This is a genomic window from Thermoanaerobacter kivui, assembly GCF_000763575.1.
In the GTDB taxonomy this organism is placed as follows: Bacteria; Bacillota; Thermoanaerobacteria; order Thermoanaerobacterales; family Thermoanaerobacteraceae; genus Thermoanaerobacter; species Thermoanaerobacter kivui.
The window spans coordinates 733484-755820 of sequence record NZ_CP009170.1 but is presented as its reverse complement, the minus strand read 5'-3'; the positions used below and the strand labels follow the sequence as shown (position 1 = coordinate 755820).

Annotated in this window: 19 protein-coding genes and 9 pseudogenes; 16 read left to right on the top strand and 12 right to left on the bottom strand. The window is 32.5% G+C overall.

What is annotated here, in order from left to right:
- Positions 1-214: 214 nt before the first annotated feature.
- Positions 215-433: pseudogene (locus TKV_RS03770) on the top strand (histidine ammonia-lyase); the annotation flags it as partial.
- Between the two features lie 10 nt (positions 434-443).
- Positions 444-922: pseudogene (locus tag TKV_RS13935) on the top strand (HDIG domain-containing metalloprotein).
- Here the strand turns inward: TKV_RS13935 and TKV_RS03760 are convergent.
- Both TKV_RS03760 and TKV_RS03755 read right to left on the bottom strand, forming a co-directional pair.
- Positions 919-2421: an IS1182-like element ISTte1 family transposase gene (locus tag TKV_RS03760; RefSeq protein ID WP_049684799.1), complete on the bottom strand. Its 1503-nt coding sequence runs from the start codon at positions 2419-2421 to the stop codon at positions 919-921. The pseudogene TKV_RS13935 and the gene TKV_RS03760 sit on opposite strands and share 4 nt — an antisense overlap.
- 194 nt (positions 2422-2615) lie before the next feature.
- Positions 2616-3175 (bottom strand): annotated as a pseudogene (locus TKV_RS03755) (amidase domain-containing protein); the annotation flags it as partial.
- 113 nt (positions 3176-3288) lie between these two features.
- Here TKV_RS03755 and TKV_RS03750 point away from each other — a divergent pair.
- The 6 genes and pseudogenes from TKV_RS03750 (at position 3289) to sppA (ending at position 6614) form a co-directional block, all read left to right on the top strand.
- The gene (locus TKV_RS03750; RefSeq protein WP_236617405.1) at positions 3289-3882 is read left to right on the top strand and encodes an ABC transporter ATP-binding protein; all 594 of its coding nucleotides are present in this window, start codon (positions 3289-3291) and stop codon (positions 3880-3882) included.
- Positions 3854-3997 (top strand): hypothetical protein, encoded by a 144-nt coding sequence (locus tag TKV_RS14245; protein WP_236617386.1) that lies wholly within the window; start codon positions 3854-3856, stop codon positions 3995-3997. The genes TKV_RS03750 and TKV_RS14245 overlap by 29 nt, the downstream gene beginning before the upstream one ends.
- On the top strand, positions 3952-4959 hold the full coding sequence (locus TKV_RS13400; protein ID WP_236617378.1) for a putative ABC transporter permease subunit: 1008 nt from the start codon (positions 3952-3954) through the stop codon (positions 4957-4959). The genes TKV_RS14245 and TKV_RS13400 overlap by 46 nt, the downstream gene beginning before the upstream one ends.
- 30 nt (positions 4960-4989) lie before the next feature.
- The gene (locus TKV_RS13395; protein WP_236617376.1) at positions 4990-5535 is read left to right on the top strand and encodes a putative ABC transporter permease subunit; all 546 of its coding nucleotides are present in this window, start codon (positions 4990-4992) and stop codon (positions 5533-5535) included.
- A complete protein-coding gene (locus tag TKV_RS13390) occupies positions 5510-5662 on the top strand; it encodes a hypothetical protein (RefSeq protein WP_236617368.1) in 153 nt (50 codons plus the stop codon). The genes TKV_RS13395 and TKV_RS13390 overlap by 26 nt, the downstream gene beginning before the upstream one ends.
- 13 nt (positions 5663-5675) lie before the next feature.
- A pseudogene (gene sppA / locus TKV_RS03740) lies at positions 5676-6614 on the top strand (signal peptide peptidase SppA).
- Here sppA and mntA read toward each other — a convergent pair.
- Positions 6611-7066 (bottom strand): type VII toxin-antitoxin system MntA family adenylyltransferase antitoxin, encoded by a 456-nt coding sequence (gene mntA / locus TKV_RS03735; protein WP_029688037.1) that lies wholly within the window; start codon positions 7064-7066, stop codon positions 6611-6613. The pseudogene sppA and the gene mntA overlap by 4 nt on opposite strands.
- A 74-nt stretch (positions 7067-7140) precedes the next feature.
- Between mntA and hepT the strand changes: the two genes are divergently transcribed.
- A complete protein-coding gene (hepT, locus tag TKV_RS03730; RefSeq protein ID WP_322785817.1) occupies positions 7141-7428 on the top strand; it encodes a type VII toxin-antitoxin system HepT family RNase toxin in 288 nt (95 codons plus the stop codon).
- 124 nt (positions 7429-7552) lie between these two features.
- Positions 7553-8467: pseudogene (locus TKV_RS03725) on the top strand (IS110 family RNA-guided transposase); the annotation flags it as partial.
- A 4-nt stretch (positions 8468-8471) separates the two neighbouring features.
- On the opposite strand, the gene TKV_RS03720 reads toward TKV_RS03725, so the two are convergent.
- The 3 genes and pseudogenes from TKV_RS03720 to TKV_RS13135 form a co-directional block, all read right to left on the bottom strand.
- The gene (locus tag TKV_RS03720) at positions 8472-9740 is read right to left on the bottom strand and encodes an NAD(P)-dependent oxidoreductase (RefSeq protein ID WP_049684798.1); all 1269 of its coding nucleotides are present in this window, start codon (positions 9738-9740) and stop codon (positions 8472-8474) included.
- A 187-nt stretch (positions 9741-9927) separates the two neighbouring features.
- Positions 9928-10868: pseudogene (locus tag TKV_RS03715) on the bottom strand (transposase).
- A gap of 337 nt (positions 10869-11205) precedes the next feature.
- Positions 11206-11355, bottom strand: coding sequence for a hypothetical protein (locus TKV_RS13135; RefSeq protein WP_173402325.1), 150 nt, complete (start codon positions 11353-11355; stop codon positions 11206-11208).
- Positions 11356-11571: 216 nt separating this feature from the next.
- Here TKV_RS13135 and istA point away from each other — a divergent pair.
- Positions 11572-12635, top strand: a pseudogene (istA, locus tag TKV_RS03710) (IS21 family transposase); the annotation flags it as partial.
- Between the two features lie 160 nt (positions 12636-12795).
- Positions 12796-14069: pseudogene (locus TKV_RS03705) on the top strand (transposase).
- A gap of 701 nt (positions 14070-14770) precedes the next feature.
- Here the strand turns inward: TKV_RS03705 and TKV_RS03695 are convergent.
- The 4 genes from TKV_RS03695 to TKV_RS03675 form a co-directional block, all read right to left on the bottom strand.
- Positions 14771-15031: a hypothetical protein gene (locus tag TKV_RS03695; RefSeq protein WP_148307246.1), complete on the bottom strand. Its 261-nt coding sequence runs from the start codon at positions 15029-15031 to the stop codon at positions 14771-14773.
- Between the two features lie 835 nt (positions 15032-15866).
- Complete coding sequence (locus TKV_RS03685) at positions 15867-16229, bottom strand: hypothetical protein (protein ID WP_049684794.1); 363 nt, start codon at positions 16227-16229, stop codon at positions 15867-15869.
- A 257-nt stretch (positions 16230-16486) separates the two neighbouring features.
- Positions 16487-16672, bottom strand: a complete 186-nt coding sequence (locus tag TKV_RS03680; protein ID WP_148307245.1) for a hypothetical protein — start codon at positions 16670-16672, stop codon at positions 16487-16489.
- A gap of 328 nt (positions 16673-17000) precedes the next feature.
- Complete coding sequence (locus TKV_RS03675; RefSeq protein ID WP_049684792.1) at positions 17001-17234, bottom strand: hypothetical protein; 234 nt, start codon at positions 17232-17234, stop codon at positions 17001-17003.
- 165 nt (positions 17235-17399) lie between these two features.
- Here TKV_RS03675 and TKV_RS03670 point away from each other — a divergent pair, with 165 nt between their 5' ends.
- On the top strand, positions 17400-17822 hold the full coding sequence (locus TKV_RS03670; RefSeq protein WP_029687617.1) for a bifunctional nuclease family protein: 423 nt from the start codon (positions 17400-17402) through the stop codon (positions 17820-17822).
- Positions 17823-17956: 134 nt separating this feature from the next.
- Positions 17957-18505 (top strand): biotin transporter BioY, encoded by a 549-nt coding sequence (locus tag TKV_RS03665; RefSeq protein ID WP_049684791.1) that lies wholly within the window; start codon positions 17957-17959, stop codon positions 18503-18505.
- Between the two features lie 17 nt (positions 18506-18522).
- Here the strand turns inward: TKV_RS03665 and TKV_RS03660 are convergent, their stop codons facing one another.
- Both TKV_RS03660 and TKV_RS13930 read right to left on the bottom strand, forming a co-directional pair.
- Complete coding sequence (locus tag TKV_RS03660; RefSeq protein WP_049684790.1) at positions 18523-19062, bottom strand: DUF2680 domain-containing protein; 540 nt, start codon at positions 19060-19062, stop codon at positions 18523-18525.
- A gap of 208 nt (positions 19063-19270) precedes the next feature.
- Positions 19271-20157: pseudogene (locus TKV_RS13930) on the bottom strand (DUF2680 domain-containing protein).
- 159 nt (positions 20158-20316) lie between these two features.
- Here TKV_RS13930 and TKV_RS03650 point away from each other — a divergent pair.
- On the top strand, positions 20317-20994 hold the full coding sequence (locus TKV_RS03650) for a response regulator transcription factor (protein WP_049684789.1): 678 nt from the start codon (positions 20317-20319) through the stop codon (positions 20992-20994).
- Between the two features lies 1 nt (position 20995).
- On the top strand, positions 20996-22333 hold the full coding sequence (locus tag TKV_RS03645; RefSeq protein ID WP_173402347.1) for a sensor histidine kinase: 1338 nt from the start codon (positions 20996-20998) through the stop codon (positions 22331-22333).
- Positions 22334-22337: the final 4 nt, after the last annotated feature.

The following is a 22337-nucleotide window of genomic DNA, read 5'->3' as shown; positions in this document are numbered from 1 at the left end:
TAATGGTAATATTTGTTATTAAATTTTCTCATCTATAGTTTATAATTTAATTTTAAGAGTTTTGAGTATGGGGTTAAAAAATGATAGAAAAATTTTACAATTTAATAATAAAACGCGAGAGAAAAAACTCTCGTGTTTTTTGTTTTATTGCGATAAAGAATTAACGTAAAATGGAGTAACTCCTGTAATATCTGAAAAAGGTTTTTTAGGGTTTATAGCAATAGAACTTATGGCAGCTTTACAGGCAATGGAGTTCAAGAAAGGTTTTAAAAAAGGAAAAGGAACACAAGTAATATATGATTTAGTAAGAAAATATGTTAAGCCATTGGAAGAAGATAGGGAACTTTATATTGACATAAATGCCTGTTTTGATACTATAAAGTCAGATAAAGTATTAGAGGCTCTTGAAAAAGAAGGAATAATATTAGAATAAAGGTGATTTTATGAATAGGATAAAACAATATTTTAAAGCGAAAAAGGCCAAAATTTATAAGGAAGATTATAAATTTTTAATGGGTTTTTTAAATGAAAAAGAGTTAGAATACTTTAATAAATTGCCTGTGTATGAAAAAAGGCATTTTTTAGATGTGTGTTATTATCTTATTGATAAATATAGGGTAGAGGAATATGACCTTTTAAAAGCGGCTCTTTTTCATGATATTGGAAAAATAAAAACAAAAATTACTCCTACAAAAAAAGCCATAGCAGTGATTTTGAATAAAATTCCTTTTTTTTGAGTAATTTTATCAAAAGGTATGTATATTTTTTAAAAGTGTATTATAATCATGCAGAATATGGTGCACAAATTTGTAAAGAAATTGGATTAAATGAGAGAATAGTCGATATTGTAAGGCATCACCATGACAAAAATTCTATAGACGAAGATGTTATAAAACTTCAGGAAGCAGATAAAGAAAATTAAAGATAGAGGATTTTTTCTCTATCTTTCAGTTTGTTGACAAAGCAAAATTTTAGCCCCTGTTTTCTTAGTACCGAAAGCAGGGGCTGTATATATCTGGATAAAATTTTCTTTAAAACTCCAAATAATGAATAAAGTTTTGAAATGTCAAAGGGCCCTTTGCCCTTCCTCCATAACCATAAGGCCATTTTCTTTAAATTCATGGCAGCAAAAACAAGCATCGCTTGCATGGACAATTTTTCCTTCCCTCTTAACGTCGTCCATCGCAAACCATGCTTCTCCTTTAAATCTGCAAATACTCTCTCTATTGTCTCTTTCCTTCTCTCATATACTTCTTTACAGTAAGGTGTATGCCTTAGGTGTTCTGCTTCTTCTACATATCCTTCCCATATGTGCCTGAATATCCTCTTTGTGTAGTCTTTACTTTGGGTACACTTTTCTCTTAGAGGACAGTTTTTACATTTTTCTGGGTTTGATTTGTATTCTCTATATCCTTCTCTGTTGGTTGTAACATATGTTAATATTTCATTCTGCGGGCATATGTAACAGTCATAGTATTCATCATAAACAAATTCATGTTTTTTCATGAAACCATCTTTTGTTTTTGGCCTTGTATACGGCACTGATGGTATTATTTGTCTATCAAATATTGTCTTTAATATGTACGGATTTTTATAGCCTGCGTCTACTGCTATTGCTTTCGGTTTTCTTACCCTCTTTTCAACTTCTTCTAATACTTCTTGAAACATCACACTGTCGTGTACATTTGCAGCTTCAACTTTTACTCCTAATACAAATCCGTTTTTATCGCAGGCTGTGTGAAAAGAATATGCAAAGATTTTTTCTTTTCCGTTTTTGTTTAACATTCCGCTATCCGGGTCTGTTTTGCTTACTTTCACTTCTTTCGTCTTTATCTTCTTGATTTTCTTTAATGGCTTTTTGCCATGAGCCTCTCTATCCTTGTTTATTTCTTCTTCTAGTTTTTCTTGATAAGTCCTGGCTTCTTTTTCTACTATTTCTTTGGTGTATTTCTTCTTGTTGGCACTTGCTTTTACATGGGTTGAATCTATGAATACTTCCTCTGCATTTACTAGCCCATGTTTTATTGCTTCTTCTAAAATTTTCGTAAATATTTTTTCAAATATATCCGTCCCCTTGAATCTTCTTATGTAGTTCTGACTAAATGTTGAAAAATGAGGTATTTCTTCTGTCAGCCCATACCCTAAAAACCATCTATACGCTACATTTGTTTTTATTTCTGCTATTGTCCTCCTCATCGATGGTATACCAAAAAGATATTGAATGAAAAGTATTTTTATGAGTACTACTGGGTCTATGCTTGGTCTGCCGTGATCTTCGGAATATTTCTCTTTTACTAAATCATATATGAAACTAAAATCTATAACTCTTTCTATCTTCCTTAAAAGGTGATCTTTTGGAACTAACTGATCTATGCTTACAAATTCTATTTGATGTCTGGCATCCTGTTTCTTTGATAACATCTTTCTTCTCCTCTCCTCTTTTGCTTTGTACCGTTAAAAAAACAAGGAACCCTTCTCATCATAACGGGTTCCCGATATTTTGTCAACAGTCTGAAAGATAGAGGATTTTTTCTCTATCTTTTAATCATTTATATGTATAAATCTATAAATTACCCTCTTATCCCATCCTAAGTCGAAAGGGACATGATATCTATCGGAAGTATTTCGGCGGGAGTAGCGTCTATATAGGCAGAGTCTTCGTCAAGTGGGTCATAATACCAATCTCTTCTTATAAGCCATTTTCCATCAACTTTTACGAACTGTATGGAATGCCGTATACCTAATCCCATGTAATTTATTACATCGCTTTTTATGTTGTAAGCGTATCCCATTTTCATCGTCTCAACAAGATACACCCAAATAGAGTTTTCACCAGCTTTTACGCTTTTTATCCTGTAAAAAGACTCTGCTTCTGTAAACTTAAGATCTCTCTTTTCAGACCATCCTTTAACGTATTCGATTCGCCTCCTTTCATGGTCCAATGCCCATTTGCCGTATGTAGATGACTTGTCGTAAAAACCTTCTATTTCTCTTATGTCGCCGCTTAAAAGTACACTTCCTCTTCTTTTAAAAAATTCATCCAGTACAGTTTTTATCTCTTCTTTATTGTCTGCAACTGTCTCTATGGTTTTATTGAAAAAGGAAATAGAAAAGTAAGTTAAAAAAATGAGTGCTAGTAAAAGGAGAATTGGTTTTAATATTTTTTGGTGTCCAATAGCTCTCCTCCCTGTTAATGTAATTCAAAATAATAATATGAAGTTTAAAAGTTTTTTAATACTACCTTTTGGCTGAAAATACAAGAAAAAATGATAAAATTTATTAATTTAATTGGCAAATTTTGAACAAATTTATGATATAATAAAAGCTGTCGACAACATTGACCTTGTTGTAAATCCAGGTGAAATATTTGGATTTTTAGGTCCTAACGGTGCTGTCAAAACTACTACGATAAAAATGATAGTAGGTCTTCTGTCTCACGATACGGGAGAAATTAAAGTAGACGGAATTGATATCGACAAAAATCCTATAGAGGTTAAAAAGCGCATAGGATATGTTCCAGACAGCCCTGATATTTATGACAAACTGACAGGCATAGAATATCTCAATTTTATTGCAGATGTATACGGCGTATCTGAAAAAGACAGGAAAGAGAGGATTGAATATTTCTTGGAGGCTTTTGATCTAAAGAATGCCATTGGAGACTTAATACAAAGTTATTCTCATGGAATGAAACAAAAGCTCCTCATTACAGCCGCACTTATTCACAATCCTTCTGTTTGGATTTTGGATGAACCCATGGTAGGGCTGGACCTAAAATCTGCCTTTTTACTTAAAGAGCTTATGGCAGAACATACAAAAGCAGGTTTTACTGTGTTTTTTTTTAACACACGTCTTGGAAGTTGCAGAAAGGCTGTGCGATAAAATAGCGATAATAAACAAAGGCAAAATTATAGCTTATGGTACTATGGAAGAGATAAAGAGCCAACATGAATGGGAATCTTTAGAGAAAATATTCCTGGAGTTGACAGAAAAATGAAAGAGTTTATCTCCCTTTTAAAAACACAAATGAAAGTTTATTATGGCATTTCGGCAATGAGATATAAATATTTTGTTAAAAAGAAAGATTTATGGGAAATAGTGCTTGCTCTATTTGGAATGGCTGTTGGCGGGGGAACATTGCTTTTTATGTACATAATGTATTTAAACAGCATGTATGTAGCAAGCATGTTAATTAACCAGCCTCAGCTTATGCCTGTGACAGTCCTTCTTTTAGCTCAGCTTTTGACATTGGTATTCGGCTTTTTTTGGACTATTTCTGTGTTTTATTTTTCTGATGACACGAATATTTTAATACCCCTTCCCATACAACCTTATAAAATACTTTTGTCAAAATATTGCATAATTTTGTTAAATGAGTATGTGATACTGGCATTTTTGATGCTGCCGGCAATTTTCATTTACGGCATTGGCACACAGGCAGGAATTTTATACTACCTCGTTTCATTTATTGTATTCATATTTACACCTGTAATACCTCTTTCGCTTGCGGCAATTGTCTCTGTTTTAATGATGAGGTTTGTGAATTTAAGAAAGAAAAAGGACTTATATACAGTTATAGTGAGTGTTTTTGCGTTAATTTTCTCCTTTGGGATACAATTTGTCATAAATAGAATGCCACAGAATGGCGGACAGCAGGCAATAGACAGTTTTATTTTGCAAAATGTTAATATTGCAAAGATGATATCCAGAAGTTTTCCTCCTGCTCTATGGGAAGCTGTTTCTATGACTGACTACAATACTATGTCAGGATTTTTGAATCTTTTGATGTTTATTGCCGTATCAGCACTGTTTACAGGTATTTTAGTTGTTTCTGCTCAAAAAATGTATTTTAAAGCGGTAATTTCAGGACAGGAAGTTGAAGCGAAAAGAAAGAAAATATTCCTTGAAAAGAGTATAGTAAAGTCAAGCGTATTAAAGGCTTTGCCTTTAAGAGAATGAAAGCTTTTTACAAGAGTACCTGTGTATGCTATGAATGTACTGCCAGTTGCTATAATAATTCCTTTTATATTCATTGTTTCTTTTATAGAAAATACAAAAATTGGACTTGAAAATATCACAAATTATACGTCAGCTCCTAACGGCTGGTTTTGGGTTTCAATGATAGGACTTGCTTTTTCGCTTTTTGTAGCAGGAAGCAATAGCCTTTCATCTACTTCCTTTTCAAGGGAAGGAAAAATGTTTTACATATCAAAGTTGATGCCAGTTGAGCCGGCACTACAGTTAAAAGCAAAATGGATTTTTGGTATAATTATTACAATAGTGATTATACTTCCTATATATGTATTGGGCTGGTATCTTTTTAAAATACACCTTTTAAGTATGGTAATACTGATTGTTTTAATGCTTATAGGCATTTCCGCAGTAAATATACTAAGCCTTTTGATAGACGCCATGAAGCCTTCCTTTGAATGGGAGAATCCTCAAAAGGCTATGAAGGGAAATTTAAATGTGCTTTTGCATGATTGTTACGATTTTTTTGATAGGTTGTATGTTTGCGATTATTGGGCTATTTGAAAAGTTTGGCTTTGCTAATGCTAAAGTGATAATTGCTTCGGTAATAGAGGGTTTGTTTATCGCATTAAATATTGTGGTGTATTTAATGGCAAAAAGCTTTGTGGAGAGATTATATAAAGGAGAATGAGGGAGGAGAAAAAATGAGTAAAAAAGCCTTAATAGGACTAATTGTGATTGTCTTGATAATCGGTACTTCTATTGCCTCTATTTTTCTTACAATGCCTCAAGAGAACAAAAATGTGCCATTGACTTCCAACACAATAGGCGTTATAACAATTGAAGGTATTATTGGAGAGACAACAAATTTATTGGGAATACCGCAAAATTTAAATGACCCAGTTGAACAGATAAGGAAAGCTCAAGAAGATAACACTGTCAAAGCCGTTATAATTAAAATAAACAGTCCAGGTGGTTCTGCTGCAAAATCAATAGAAATTTACAAAGAGATTAAAAAATTAAAAGAAACCGGTAAAAAAGTCATAGTTTCAATGGGAGATACTGCAGCTTCAGGGGGATATATGGCAGCATGTGCAGGAGACATAATAGTGGCAAACCCTGCTATAATAACAGGAAGCATTGGTGTTATTATGCAGTATACCAATTATAAAGAGCTTTACGACAAATTGGGGTTAAAAGAAGTGACTATAAAAAGTGGCGTTCACAAAGACATGGGTTCTCCTACAAGGGATTTGACTCCTGAAGAAAAGAAAATATTGCAGGGGATAATAGACGACACTTTTCAACAGTTTTTAGAGATTGTGTCTTAAGGAAGAAAAATGCCTATAGATAAAGTAAAAGAATTAGCAGATGGAAGAATATTTACAGGAAGGCAGGCCCTTAAAATTGGTCTTGTGGATAAACTGGGAGATTTTTATGATGCAGTAGATATTGCTGCGGAAGAGGCAGGCATAAAAGACAAACCTGTGTTAAAATATTATACAACGCCAAATCCTTTTAGCGTACTTTTTGGAAGCGGTACAAAGAGCAATTTAGAAGGTATGGGACTTGAAATATTAAGGCTTTTATGTATTCCTCATAAGTATATTCAGTTATTGGCAGAAGTTGTTTTACATAATTAGAGAGGCTTATTAATTTGCGGCGGATGACATCTTTGTAATTCATTTTTTATCCCCTTTTTTAAATAATTTTCTTCCAATTTTCTTAATCTTTTCACATCATCATAACCTTTGACAGAATACAAATAAAAATCTAGGTATGCTTCAGGATAAGCCTGATACAACACTTTGCAACTACTTATAATTTCAAAACGCAAAAGTGGATCAGCATAGTTTAAAATTACAACATCAATATCCTCTCTATTGAAAATTTCTACAAGCTCTTTTAATATTGAGCTATACAAAGCCATTTCTATGTTTTTATCAAATTTTATTCCAATATCTAAATCGCTCAATTCATGTACTCTTCCTCTTGCATAGGAGCCAAATATCAAGATTAATGATGGATTATATTTGTTAACAAATTCATTTAATTTTTCTTTGTCGTAAAAAATGCCATCTATCTCATAAAACATGTACTTCCCCTCGCATAACAAACGTATTTTAAAACTATATCAAAAACTATTTATAACTTAAACTCGATTTATCAATAAAAAGCAATTACTTCATTTATTATACTGGTGAAAGACTGGTACAGCTTATAATAGAAACCTGCATGGATATAAATTCTTTAATTATAGAATACAAAGGGTTAAGACCTCCTAAAAGTTATTATGAATCTTTTATAATACTTGGGGATAAAAAGATTTTACCTAACAAAGTTTCAAAACAGCTTGCCTCTTTTACTGGTGTAAGAAATAGAATTGTTCACCAGTATGAAGATATAAACCACAAAATAATTTTTGACAATTATAAAAACCCTTATAGAGTTAGTTAACGAATATATTGATATTGTGACTAACTTCATAGAAGAAATTAAGGAATGAATTTGCATTTGTTTTTCATAAAGGTGTATATGAAAAAGGGGCCTATAAAATATTACATTACCATTGACAGAGTGAATTGCAGGGCTATTGCAGCATGGTTTACTGCAGGGCAGTTATATACCTTCAAGAGAGCAGAGGGAATTGCGGGAATTAATAAGATATCGACGGAGCTTAATAGAAGAACGTGCCAGAGAAATAAACCGGATGCAAAAAGTATTAGAGGGAGCAAATATTAAACTTGCTTCTGTAACTACAGATATACTGGGGAAATCATCACGTGCGATGATTGAAGCTATAATTAATGGAGAAGAAGATCCTGCCATTTTATCCGAATTGGCTCAGAAACGATTAAAGAATAAGAAAGAAGAACTAAAGAAAGCTTTAAATGGTTTAATAGGGCCACATCAAAGATTAATGTTAAAGACACAGCTGGCACATATAGATTTTCTCGATGAACAAATAGCCTTATTGGATGAAGAGATAAAGAGGCGAATGCTCCCTTTTGAGGAGGACCTGGAGCGTTTAGACACTATTCCAGGAGTGGGCAGACGCACAGCTAAACACATTATAGCTGAGATTGGTACTTGACATGGAGCAATTTCCTTCTGCAGCTCATCTTTGCTCCTGGGCGGGGGTAGCTCCAGGTAAAATGAAAGTGTAGGGAAAAGAAAATCGGGTAGAACACGAAAAGGGAACGAAAAATTACGGTCTGTGTTAGTAGAAGCTGCAAGAGCTGCTGCTCACACGAAAGATACATATTTATCAGCGCAGTATCACCGTATAGCTGCCCAGCGAGGAGCCAATCGCGCTGCAGTTGCTGTTGCCCATAGCATTCTTACAATTGTGCATTATTTATTGAAGCGAAAAGAAACATATAGCGACTTAGGAATAACCTATTATGAAGAACGCAAGAAAGAAGCAATTGTGAAACAGTCCATCAAAAAGCTAGAGGCATTAGGAGTAGTTGTTGTTTTTTGTCTTTTTTGTTAGTGTTTTATTTTCGGGATAAATATTTATGGATACCCCAAGCAGCCTTTTTGCCACTAGCCATAGCCTCAGCAATAGTGGAAGGACCATAGGCTACATCTCCAGCTGCAAAAACCCCTTCGATGGAGGTTTCACAAGTGTTTGGATCTATTTCAACTAAGCCTTTTTCTGTCAGCTTTAATTCAGGAATTTTAAAGCTTTCAGGGTTAGGGGTGTATCCAATAGTTACATAAACTTCGTCCACCGGGAGAGTTTCTTGTCCATTAGGGTTTTGAATGTTTATTGCTGTTACCCTTCCATTCTCTCCTTTAATCTCAATCGGAGTACTCCAGTAAACGATTTTCGCTCCTTCTTCTAAAGCTTTATCTACCTCTTTTTTTAAGGCAGGCATTTCTTCAGGTCCTTTACGATAAATAATTATCACTTCCTTAGCTCCTAAGCGCAAACATGACCTCGCAACGTCTATACTAACATTCCCGCCACCGATGACAACTACCTTTTCACCAACCTTTATTTTATCCACTTCATCCAATTGAAGACTTTTAAGTTTTATCAAAAATTCTATACCGGAATATACCTGAGGTAGTTCTTCTCCAGGAATATTTAACTTTTTAGATTTATATGGGGCGCCGGCAATTAAAATTGCATCATAAACACGTTTTAAATCTTTTAAGGTGATGTTTTTGCCCAAAATCTCTCCTGTCTCTACTCTAACCCCAAATCTTTTTATCCTCTGAACTTCAATATCCACCAATTCCCTGGGCAAACGAAAATCAGGCAAAGCCTTTCTTAAAAGTCCTCCTAATAAATTACTAGCTTCTAAAATGGTCACTCTATGCCCCAGTTTCAAAAGTTCATAGGCAGCAGTGATTCCAGCCGGTCCACCTCCTACAACAGCAACATCTCTAGGTTTTGCCCATCTTTGAGCGTTGATACTGTTAGCATATTCCCAATCAGCTACAAAACGTTTTAGCTTGGCTATTGCAATAGGCTTGCCTTTTTTAGCCAAAGCACAATGCCCTTCACAAAATTTACTGCTGGGGCAGGCATAACCACACATAGCGGGCAAGGGATGACGATCTCTAATAATCATCATAGCCGTTTCCAGATCTTTTTCCTTAATGGCATTAATAAAGCCTGGGATATCTACTTTTAAAGGGCAGGCTCTCTGACAGGAAGGAATTTTACAATTCAAACAGCGAGAAGCCTCTTCATAAGCCTCTTCCGCGGTAAAGCCAGGTTCAGGTTGAAAATATAAATCATGTTTTTCTGACATTTTAAATTAACCCCCTATTCTTACCAAAGAAGCAGTTTACCAGGCACAAAATGAAATCAGTTTATGAGAGTAGTAGTTCTCACTACTTTCATTCTACTCTATTATACGTCAATTAATCCAAATTATCAATAACAGATATTAATATATCTTAGCTGTAATGTTCTCAGAAAGTGAGAAAATTTTTTAATCAGGTTGTGATAATTTGAGAAAAATGTTTTTTGCCTTTAAAAAATACCATTAGTGCTTTTCGTATATATGTTATCACAGTTTTAAGAAATGGATTATTAGGATAACGTATATGCCTATAACGTCCTTTCCCAACAAGATTACCAGGTACATTATATAATATTCGCCTTATTGTGGTTATCTCATGATGACTCATAAACTCTGGCAAGATAGTCCTTTTGAACCAATTGTGGAGATTGTAAGCGATCATTTTGATAAGCAAAAATATTTCGTTGCAAAATTTGTTTCTTTGACTGTTTTTTGAAAAAGCAAATCCTTCTTTTAGTTCATCTATTTTGTTTTCAATGTCGCAGCGTTGGTTGTATTCATGAAATATCTGTTCAGGTGTCATGTATTCAATGTTCGTTACTATAGCCTGATAGATGGTCGACCATGGTACCTTAGATTATAACCTACTGAAGCACCTTCCTGCTCTCCAAATATAGTACAAACTGTATCATCAAAATTCATAATGACTTCATGTTTCGTTCCTTTAGATTGCAAGGAAAGCAAAGTCTTGTTAATAAGTCTTAATTCTTCAAGAGAACTTTCAGGCATGGCTTTAATTAAGTCCCTGCATACTTTTTCGCTGGGAACTTTATGTCCTTTAATTTCTGTGTATGCATTAGCATATCTTAGTTGGTCCATGTGAAGAAAGCGGGTATTCCCTTGAATTACAGAATCAATCATAAAGTCAATAATCTCGGCTGGTTGAAAAACAGCATTTGGTGCTTTTTTAAAGGATAATATGCTTGAAAGAATTTTATTAAAGCCGATTTTTTCTTTAAATGCTTGGATATAGGTGAAAGTTACATTGTTTGATACTGTAAAATTATCAAAAGTTGCTGGCAAAATATATTTTGAAAACCCCTTTTCTTTTGTAAGATTAAGTGTTAAACTCATACTATGGAGATTCTCCTTTCTGTTAATGTTTTTGTTTGTCACTTAAATTTTATCAAAAAAAGGGGAATCTCCATATATTTTTTGTAAAAAATTTTCGCTTAATTTAGCCCTCAAATGGCTCTATTTGGGTATTTCATAAATTCACTTGCCGAATCCAAGTTAAAATATCCATTATTTGGAGTTTTAAAGAAAATTTTATCCAGATATATACAGCCCCTGCTTTCGGTACTAAGAAAACAGGGGCTAAAATTTTGCTTTGTCAACAAACTGATATGGTGAAAGTATATACTTTCACCATATTACTGTGCTTTCCCAACTAACTGTGCTATTAAAACATCTAGTGTAGTATATAATATACAAATTTTCCTACTATTTCTCCTATTTTTATTCCGCTTAATACTACAAGAGCAACTAGTATAAACAACAAAGAAACCTTAATTACAGGAAAATTATTTAATTTTTCCATCAAAAAATTGACACCATCCATTTATTTTACCTCCATAATTTCTATTGGTTCTGTCAAGGGCCGCGCTAGCTTGTTTATTGTAAAATAAAAATGGACAAAGTTGCAAAGAAAAATCCCCACTTTTGCAACTCAAAAATCCCCAGATTTGCAAAGGGTCATTGCAGGCACCCATAAAAACCATTATCCTTGTAGTTAGGGAAACTCTTAACTGCAAGGGAGGAATGGAGGATGCTCACAATGACCCAAATAGATGATATCAGAAATGCGTTCTTTTTTAAAGGGTTAAATATCAGTGAAATAGCAAGGAAATTTAAAGTTGACCGGAAAACGGTGCGCAAATATGTTTACCAGGAAGACTGGAATGCTTCAACTGACACCAAAGCGAAAAAGGTATTTCCAAAACTTGAGCCTTTCAAAGAAGATATAGATCAATGGCTTGAAGAAGACAAAAAAGCCCGAAGAAAACAAAGGCATACTGCCAAACGGGTTTATGATAGGCTGTGCGAAAAATATGGTGATAAATTTAATTGTTCTTATCGCACTGTAGCAGGATATGTGGCTATGAAGAAAAAGAGCTGTATCAAAACAACTCATGCCGTTTACCATTAGAACATATACCAGGGGAGGCTCAAGTAGATTTTGGTGAAGCTGATTTTTATGAGAATGGAACATTGTATCATGGATTTTATTTGAATCTATCATTCCCCTATAGCAATGTAGGTTATACACAGCTTTTCAAGGGAGAAAATCAGGAATGTTTATTCCAGGGATTGAAAAACATATTTGAACATATCGGTGGGGTACCGCATAAGCTGTGGTTTGATAATGCCAGTAATATTGTGAAGCTATTAAAAAATAGTGAAAGAAAACTTACAGATGCATTTCTAAGGTTTAAACAGCACTACGGTTTTGAAGTTACATTTTGCAATTCAAATGCCGGGCATGAGAAAGGAAATGTAGAGAACAAAGTAGGGTATCACAGGCGTAACTTTCTAGTGCCACCTCCTCGGTTTGAAAAGTTAGAGGACTTTAATGTTGAACTTTTACGATTATGCGATGAGGACATGGAACGGGAACACTATCGGAAAGAAGGAACTCATGCCGAACTTTTCAGAGAAGACAGAAAGGCCATGCTCAAATTACCTAGTAACCCCTTTGATGTGGCTGAGTATGTAACAGTCAAAACCAATGCTTATGGGAAATTCAGTCTAAATGGTGGAAAACATATTTACTCTACTGCTCCAAAGTATGCTAATAGCAGGGTTCTTATTAAGATAACTCCTTATGAAGTTATACTAGACTTGTGCAAAATTCAAAAGCCTTCATTTAAGCGATTCTGGAGACATACTTTTTTTCTATCACTCTTGAATTTTTTATCTTTTATGTAGGATTTCTCCTCCCATTTGTCGAATTATTATATATACAGCATGAAAATATTTCTTAAGGAGGAGGAAATCCTACATGTACCAGCTTCAATTACTTTTAAATATACCTGAACTTTTTACTTCCAGTCTAAAATAGACTTTTATTTTTCTATGTTTAAAAATCTAGACTTGTCTTCAATACCTGAATTCCCTTCCTCTAGTCATGGCCGTAAGGGTTATTCTCATCATGCAATGTTTAGAGCTTTTATTGTTATTAAGCTTTAAGATTCGGTACAATTTCTGACCTTTTAGATTATCTCCGCAATAATCTTATCATTGCTCATCTTTGTGGCTTTAACATCCTTAAACCTCTTCCTTCTTATTGGACTTTCCGCCGTTTTATTAATGAGTTCTCTCATGATTATTTAACCACTATCTTTCAAAATCAAGTCAATATCCTCAAAAATATGGGTATTATCTCTGGTGAGTTTATTTCCATGGACTCTACCCCTATTAAAGCTAACACTAAGTTAAATAACCCTAAGTCTTTTTCTAAAAATAAATTCTCTAAAGATAATCAGCCTAAATCTGATAAGGATTGTAAATTAGGCGTTTATTCTGCTTCTAATGATTCTTCTAATAAACGTTATAAGTTTTATTGGGGCTATAAAAATCATATTATTGTTGATGCTATCTCTGGATTACCTATCGCTGAAACTACTACTCCTGCTGATGTCCCTGATTTTGATGTCGCTTTGTCTTTACTTGCTGATACTAATAATTGGTTTAAACTGACTGGTACTAATTTTATCGCTGATAAAGGTTATGACGTTAAGAAACTCTATAATTATGTTAGAAATACTCTCCATGGTCATTGTTTTATTCCTCTTAACAAGCGTAATTCTAAAAATCCCCCTCTGACTGATGATGGTTATATCGTTTGTGAAGCGGGTATTAAAATGCTCAAAGACGGCAAGCAATATTTTGATGGTTTTATTAAGCAAAAATTTGTTTGCAAGTTCTGCAATTCTAAAGATGACTCTGCTTGCCCTATTCAGCATCCTAAATATTTTAATGGCAAAAAGCATAGAGGCTGTACTAAGTATGTTATTATATCTTCTGATTATAGGTCTTCTATTAATAGAGACTCCCTATATTTTAAGGCTGTCTATAGACTAAGAGTAGAATCAAAAAGATAAATTTAGATTTAAAGCTCTGGATTTTGAAAAGGCTTATGTTAGAAATATTAATTCTGTCAGCAACGTTAATACTTTTGGCCATATTACTTTGCTTACTGTCGCTATTGTAGCTATTAAACTGGGTAAATTTGATGAGTTTAAATCTCTTAGTGGTCTGATGCAATCGGCTTAATTTTCACTGAATCTAGTTCAGGCCATTTTTTAACATTTGACTTCTACAGGATATTTATGTCCTTCTTTGGCACCTCTTTCGTTCTTTTCTTTTCACTTGTCACTTTCTTTCTGCTTGATTGGTCATTCCAATTACTATATATTGTATGTTATACATATTTTAGCTTTTGGTCATAATTATTTTTATTAATTTTTCACATCCCTACACAATTATTATAGATTTAACTCTGTCTTTCTTTATATCATTCATTCTGGATATTTATATAGCCTATAACTGGCTAAAATCTTTTTTGGGCGGATTCTTAAAATCTATATATGATCCGTAAAAAATCAAAAATAAACTAACACTTAATAAAATAATATATATTGTACTAATAAAAGAATATCTCTCAAATATTACTGGAAATACATATGACATAATATGAGTTATATTAATTATAGAAGCAAAAATTGTACCTGCAGTTGAAGAAAACTTCATTTTAAATTTATACCGTAAAACATAAGAAGCAAAAAGTATCCAAAGTGATACAATATAAGGAAACAAATCATTTTTCTTTAAAATGCTTTTATAAATATTTATTATAATTAAAATAAATACCAGTAATAGTATGATATTAAAAATATTATTTTTGTTTAATTTTAACATGAAATATCTCTCCTTTGCATTAATAGAAGGGGGGTAAAAAATCCCCCTCTTTTGAATTATCTAAAAAGATCTACGACACCGTATCCCATTAAATAAACACCAGACAATATTGCACCAATGCCACCTACAACTTCTCCAACTCTTCTAACCCCATTTTTTTGTTTTACTGAAGCCCCAATCATCTCTACACCTAATGCTACTCCAGCAAGGCCTTCAAGATAGTGTTCAGCTGCAGCTTTTATATCTCCACCATCAACAACTATTAAATCATCTTCTGTCAATTCCATAAATTCATTCATTGGTATTACGGCTTCCATTCCTTTCCCTCCTCTCCTTTCTGACTCCAATCGCGCGATTTTCATCTATTTTAACCTGCCATGCATGGCAATATGTAAGAAACTCGCTTTTCTTTCTTAATTTTTCTTGAATTCACATCCATTTCTATATCTTACCTCTAATTTAGCATAAAATTTTTTTCGTTGTCTACTACATTTTTCTGTAGTTTCACGTTTTTTTAATCTAAGCTAAAGAAAATGTAGGGTTATTGTTTATTTCCCTTCCAGACAATGTACTTACCATTCCTAACTATTATAAGAATTACTCTATTTTCCCTATATTTTATGCGAAAATAGATTTTCATCCATGGTTGTGCTTTGTTAAGCATGATTAGTTAACATTAAATTTTATCAGGAAAAAGAGCAATCTCCATATATTTTTTGTAAAAAATTTTCGCTTAATTTGGCCCTCAAATGGCTCTATTTGGGTATTTTATAAATTCACTTGCTGAATTCAAGTTTTAATTATATAGACTTAACTTTTTATTTTGACTTTTTTTGCCTCCAATAAAAATTGTATACAATTCTATACACAATACCTACACTTAACCCAACTAATATTGACACTATCATTCGTGAATAATAATTCATATTTTCTGTTAACAAAGCTGAAACTAGCCCAACAATCATACCAAAAATAAAAAAATTTGTATAACTTAAATTTTTCATGGTATTTTATTCCCCTTTTTTACCTAATTTTTTACTATCCCTCTAATAATATCAAAAATTAAAATTACAATAATAATTTAATGTATCTTAGACAAGAGGAATGTCTCAACTTTTTACACAATTATATAGACTTAACTACGGATTATATTCACTTTTTGTTAAACACGTTTTTAAAATCGCTATATGAAGCATAAATTAATAAACCCAATCCAATAAGTAAAACTATATGATAAATAATCTCTCCTGCAAAAGAATAATTTATATCAGGAAATAAATAGCATAATAAATTTGTGATTGATATTATTGAAACAAAAATAATACCCATTTTAGGAGTTAAACTATTATTATATTTTCTATAGACAATATAAGAAGTAAATAAAATCCATAAAGCCATTATATTTGAAAACATTGCATTATCCTTCATCAAAGTACTCTTATAGATATCTATCATAATTATTGCTAATAGCAATACCATTAAACTTTTTAATAAATAATCTTGATTTTTATACATTTAACCACCTTTTAAGTTTCTATTTTTTTACTTAATAAAGCTTATGAGAAAGTTTTAAAACTTTCTCATAAGCTTTACATTTTATTTAATTCATTTATTTTACACCTCTAAATTTCTATTTGCTTCTTTCAAGGGCCAACTTACTTTTCACCTTAAATTTTATATTTCTGAAGTTATGTCCTTATAAGATTTTGTTAAATATATGTTATAAAAAGCCTCGTTACAAAAGTTATTCCGCTATTTTTGTTATTTAAAAATCATTTTTTATGTTTTTTGTTCTCGATAAATTCAGATATAATTCTATATAAATATCCTACGCCAAAACCAATTAAAACAGCTACAACTAGTGATAAATAAGAATTTATGTTTTTAGTTAACCAATAAGTAAGTGTTCCAGAAATTATACCAACAACATAATAATTTTTTTTATCAGAATTTTTCATAACATCCATTCTCTCCTCAAGTATAAAAATTAAAAGTTATAATAAATTGTATAATAGCCCTGATAATAAATAATTTATAGATGAGTCAGCTTATAAGCATATCAATTATAACAAATACCCTGCCATTTCCATTTTTAATTAGATTATAAAGTGGAACAAAATTTGACATTATTCACAAGAGTTTATATTAATAGTTTTTAAAAATTTATTTATGAGGAAATTGCATATTTTTAAAATTATTTTATATGCAATTTCCTCAAATTATTACTTAACTTTTCGTCAAAATTATCTTACAAAAAATAAAAGATTGATAGAAAAAATCAAAATTTTAATATATCACAAAAAAGTAGGTTGGCATTGGATGTTCAAAATAATAATTGATTCCACCAGCAATTGCTCCACCTATCCCTGCTTGTAATGTATATTGTCCGGCACCCGTTGCGACAGCACCAGCCATCACCTCATTAATTATCACTTCCTGTATTTTGATGGACTTTGCAAGTGCCTTAACAACTTTACCATTTTTTGGCTTAAAACAAAATTTAACATACTTTTCGCCCATTTTTTATATTATATCACTTAATTTATAAAATTTGTTTATTTTGGAACGAAAGTGTCGATTTTGAATTTATATCGAGTTCTCGGACTGTGTAAAAACAATCAGATTAAATTCGCATAAGTATGATATAATGATAATAAGAAGATGTTTTAAATCGAGGTGTAAAAAATGTTAAAATTTCGTGTTAAGGCAATTACGATGGACGTGGAAGGAAATTTCTCCGTCCTATTGACAGATGAAGAGGAAAAGAAAGTTTTGCCTATAGTCATAGGTCCACTGGAAGCTCAAAACATAGCTATCCCTCTTCAAGGAATTACACCGCCTCGCCCTTTAACCCCTGACCTTTTAAAATCTGCTATTGAAGAACTTGGAGGAAAACCTGAAAAAGTTGTAATTACTGATTTAAAAGATGACACTTATTATGCAGAGCTTTATATAAAACAAGGGGATAGAGTTATAAAATTAGACTCAAGACCTAGTGATGCGATAGCTTTAGCAATGCGAACTGATATACCGATTTTCATAAATGTTCGTTTAGCGGAATTCACTTATGATATGGCAGATTTAAAATTTGATGATGGCGATAGTTAAAATTCTACTGGCCCTCTTAAAAATTTAAGAGGGCCACTTTTTAAAGAATTGTTAACCATTATACAAAAATAGTTGACAATTCTTTTTAAAAAAAATATAATAATTGTTGTAATAATACAATGAGGAGGAAAAATATGATAAAAACTAAAGACATGATTTTAGCTTCTCTTTTTGCTGCTATTACTTTTATAATGGGTTTTGTAAAAATACCCTTACCTTTTTCTCCAGTACCTATCACAGGACAGACTTTTGCAGTAATGTTAGCTGGAGGACTTTTAAATCCTACATCAGCATTTTTAAGCCTTCTTATTTTTGACCTTTTAGGTGCAATTGGAATACCTGTCTTTTCTGGACTTACAGGAGGTTTTAATGTTTTAGTAGGACCTACAGGAGGATATATTTTAAGTTGGCCCTTTGCAGCTTTTTTAATTTCTTTGACTTTAAAAAATAAAAAAGCAAATTTTATTAATATTTTTATAAGCTATCTCTTATTTGCAATAATTTTTGTTTATATTTTAGGAGTAACTCAGCTCTCTTTTGTTACAGGAATGCCATTTAAAAAAGCCATTTTAGTCGGGGCACTTCCTTTTATACCTGGCGATTTAATCAAGGCAAGTATCGCTTCGTATCTCACTTTAAAGTTAAAGCCTATTGTAGAGTCCTATGAAAAAAGGCAAGGTTAAACCCTTGCCTTTTTTCCCTACTGCTGAACAGTTGGTCCAAAGTTTCCTCCCCTATAACCTACTCCTTTATGTGCTCCTTTAGCACCAAAACCTGCTCCTAATCCTGTTTTTCCAAATCCAAGACCTAAGCCAGCACCTGAACCTTTACCATATTGACATGTTCCATCCCAGGAATTTATTCTGTCTTCAATGGCTTTTTTGATTGTGTCAGCTCTATCCTGAGTTATTTTCCCATCTTTGACTAATTGGTCTATAACCCCTTCTTTTTGCTCAATTAAAGCTTTTTTCAGATTGTCAAGTGTTATGCCATTCTCTTCTGCTATTTGGACTAATGTCTTCCCTGCTTGTAGTTCACTTAAAATTTCATCTGTCGTCTTGCCAGTCAGTTTTGCAAGAAAATCTGCATTTCTACTCATTCCATATCTTGGTGCTGTCGTAGAATATTGACGTGGCGTTGAAGAACCAGTTGTATTGCCAGTTGTGGCTGCATAAGCAGCTATTCCACTTAAAAGCATACCTCCTGTAAGTACTACTGCTACTACCTTTTTGAGATTCATTTAAAACCACACTCCTTTTTTGATTTTTTATTTGCTACATTTATATAATAACCCTTTAGTTTGAGATAACTATATTGGATTTGTGAAGGATGTGTGAACATTTTTTTAGAGTAATATGAGGGTTCCTACTATGCAAAAAAAATAGAAAAGAGATGGCATTTAACCATCTCTTTTTATTCAAAAAATTCAATTAGAGAGGGTTACTATATCATTGAGGAGCAGTATTGGTTTGCCAATTTTCATTTTGCCATTTACCTTTAAAATCTCCTCTTCTTCCTTCAAAATGTTTGAAAAATCCTTGAGGCAATCCGTTTTGTTCCATATTTTTCACCATTGTATCAATTCTATTTTTAATCGTATTACCTTGGTCCTGAGTAATAACTCCAAAGCTTACAAATTTATCAACTAATTGTTTTTGTAACTGCGCCATTTGTTTAAAATAATTCATCAGCTCTGTTTTTTGCTGTTCTGTAAGCTTAGAAGGATCAACTTCTCTTAAGATAAACCCTAATCCATCTTTTCCTTCAAATAGGCCTTTAAAACTGCTAAATCCATTTTTATCTATATTAGCCACAATATTATCTATTTTGCTTGTGATTTTGTTTGCTTGATCTTGAGTCAATAATCCTTCTGATGTCAACTTATTTACTACATTCTTTTGTAGTGCTGCCATTTGTTTGTATATTTCTGTTAAAGCTGCTTTTTGCTGTTCTGTGAGCTTTGAAGTATCAATTCGGCCTATTCCAAAAAATCCTTTGTCAAATCCTCTTACACCACCAATAAAGAAGGGAACATTGTCTTGATTTGCTTTCGTAACTTTGCTATCAATGTTTTTAATTATATTATCTGCTTGTTGTTGAGTTATAAGCCCTTCTGATAAGAGTTTGTTTATAAACTCTTTTTCAAGGTCGGCTATTTTTTGTTGTAATCTGTAATTATTTGCTCTTGCTCTGGTGTAAGCTTTGATGTGTCAATTCCAAAAAAACCTTTTATGCTGTTTGTCAGTGGTGAATCAGTATTTGCTGCAAAAACTGTCAAAGGAATTGCCAAAGCCAATACAACTGCTAAAACTATTAACCATTTGTTTCTCTTCATATATGGATACCTCCTTTTAAATTTTTCCTTTTCATTCTTTATGATACCCAAATAGTTTGAAGTAATTTTATATAATTTGTGAGAAAAGTGTGAAGTTTAATTTTAAATATTGTAAACTGATTAAAAAATAATTAAACTAGAGATGGGAGGTGGTTTTTTATGCAAAAAGTTTTAGTAATTGAAGACGAAGAAGGAATGAGAGATATTTTAAAAACTTATTTAGAAAATAATGGATACGAAGTACTGATAGCTGAAAATGGCAAAATAGGGCTTGAATATTTTAATAATCATCATAAAGATATAGACATAATTCTTTTAGACATAATGCTTCCAGATATAAGTGGGTGGAGCCTTTTAAAAACAATTAGAGAAAAGTCAAAAGTGCCCGTAATGATGATAACAGCAAGAGGAGAAGAATATGATAAACTTTTAGGATTTGAATTAGGAGCAGACGACTACGTCGTAAAACCCTTTAGCCCTAAAGAAGTAGTTGCTCGAGTTAAAGCAATTTTGTCAAGAACTTATGGAGCTTCAGAAGAAGATGGGAAAACAGAATATGAAGGAATTTCTATAAATGTAAGTTCTAGAGAAGTCACGGTTGATGGAGAAAAAATTGACCTTACGCCAAAAGAATTTGACCTTTTAAAACTCTTAATAGATAATAAAAGAAAAGTTGTATCCCGCGAAAAGTGCCTTAATGAAGTATGGGGATATGATTTTTATGGAGATTTAAGAACAGTTGATACCCATATAAAACAGTTGAGAGAAAAATTAGGAGAAAAGCGTAAACTCATAAAAACAGTATGGGGGATAGGTTATAAATTGGATGGTGAATAAATTGAAGGGAATACAAAAGAAACTTTTTATCTCTTATCTTTTGATTGGAGGCATCATATTATCACTGTTTTGGTTGACACAGGTAGTTTTTATTAATAAGATATACTCTTATTACAAAATAAACCAGCTTAAAAGTTACAGTGAAAAAATCGTTGAAGCAATAAACAATAATGACGAAAGACTAATGAGTGAACTCATTGACAAGTCAAATGCTCGAGTCATTGCCATTTCTGAAAACAACATAATAATAGCTGGAAATAGAGGATACGGCAGAGGTTTCGGAATCCCTGAAGCACTTTTGCGCCCCAGCGACAGCGTAAAAGTGGTAAAATATGAACACCCTTTTTTGCACATAGAATACCTTTCAATCATAAGACCTTTTTTATATAACGGAAAACCCGCTACTTTAATAATGAGCATTCCTATCGCCGCTATAAACGATTCTGTCAATCTTTTTAAGCAAGTTTTTTGGTGGATTTTTGTCATCACACTAATTGCCATATTATCTATATCCGTCTATATGTCAAAAAAATTTACTCGACCCATACAAATACTAAAAAACGCTGCTCACCAAATCGCTTCTGGAAATTTAGATGTCAAAATAAATTACAAAGAAGAAGATGAATTAGGAGACCTTGCAAAATCTATGAACACAATGGTAAAGCAGCTGTCTATTACAGATAAATTCAGAAAAGATTTGATTGCAAACATAAGCCATGACTTAAAAACACCTCTTGGCCTTATACGGGGATATTCTGAAATGCTTTTGGACTACTATGGAGATGACAAAGAAAAGCGAGAAAAATACTTAAATACGATGATCAAAGAGACAGAAAGAATGTCTAAATTAGTAGACGATGTATTAGAACTTTCTAAACTTCAGTCAGGAATGGTAGAGATAAAAGAAGAAAATATAGATTTAGAAAAACTGATTTCTGAGATTTTAGACATATTTGAAATTCAAATTTTGGAAAAAAATATCAATGTAAAAGTGAACAATCTCAAACTCAAAGTAATGGCAGATAGAGAAATGATAAAGCGAGCCATTATAAATATAATAAGCAACGCTATAGCGAGCATGACAAAAAAAGGAACTCTTTCAATAGAGGCAATACCACAGGATAAAAATGTTTTAATTAAAATATCAGATACAGGATGCGGCATCCCTCAAAAAGATTTGGAACACATATTTGACAGATATTACAAAGGAAACAAATCAGGAACAGGCCTTGGCCTTGCAATAGTAAAAGAAATATTGACATTGCACGGCAGCAAATATGGAATAGAAAGTCAAGAAGGAGTAGGCACCACTTTTTATTTCACATTAAAAGCGGGTTAACCCC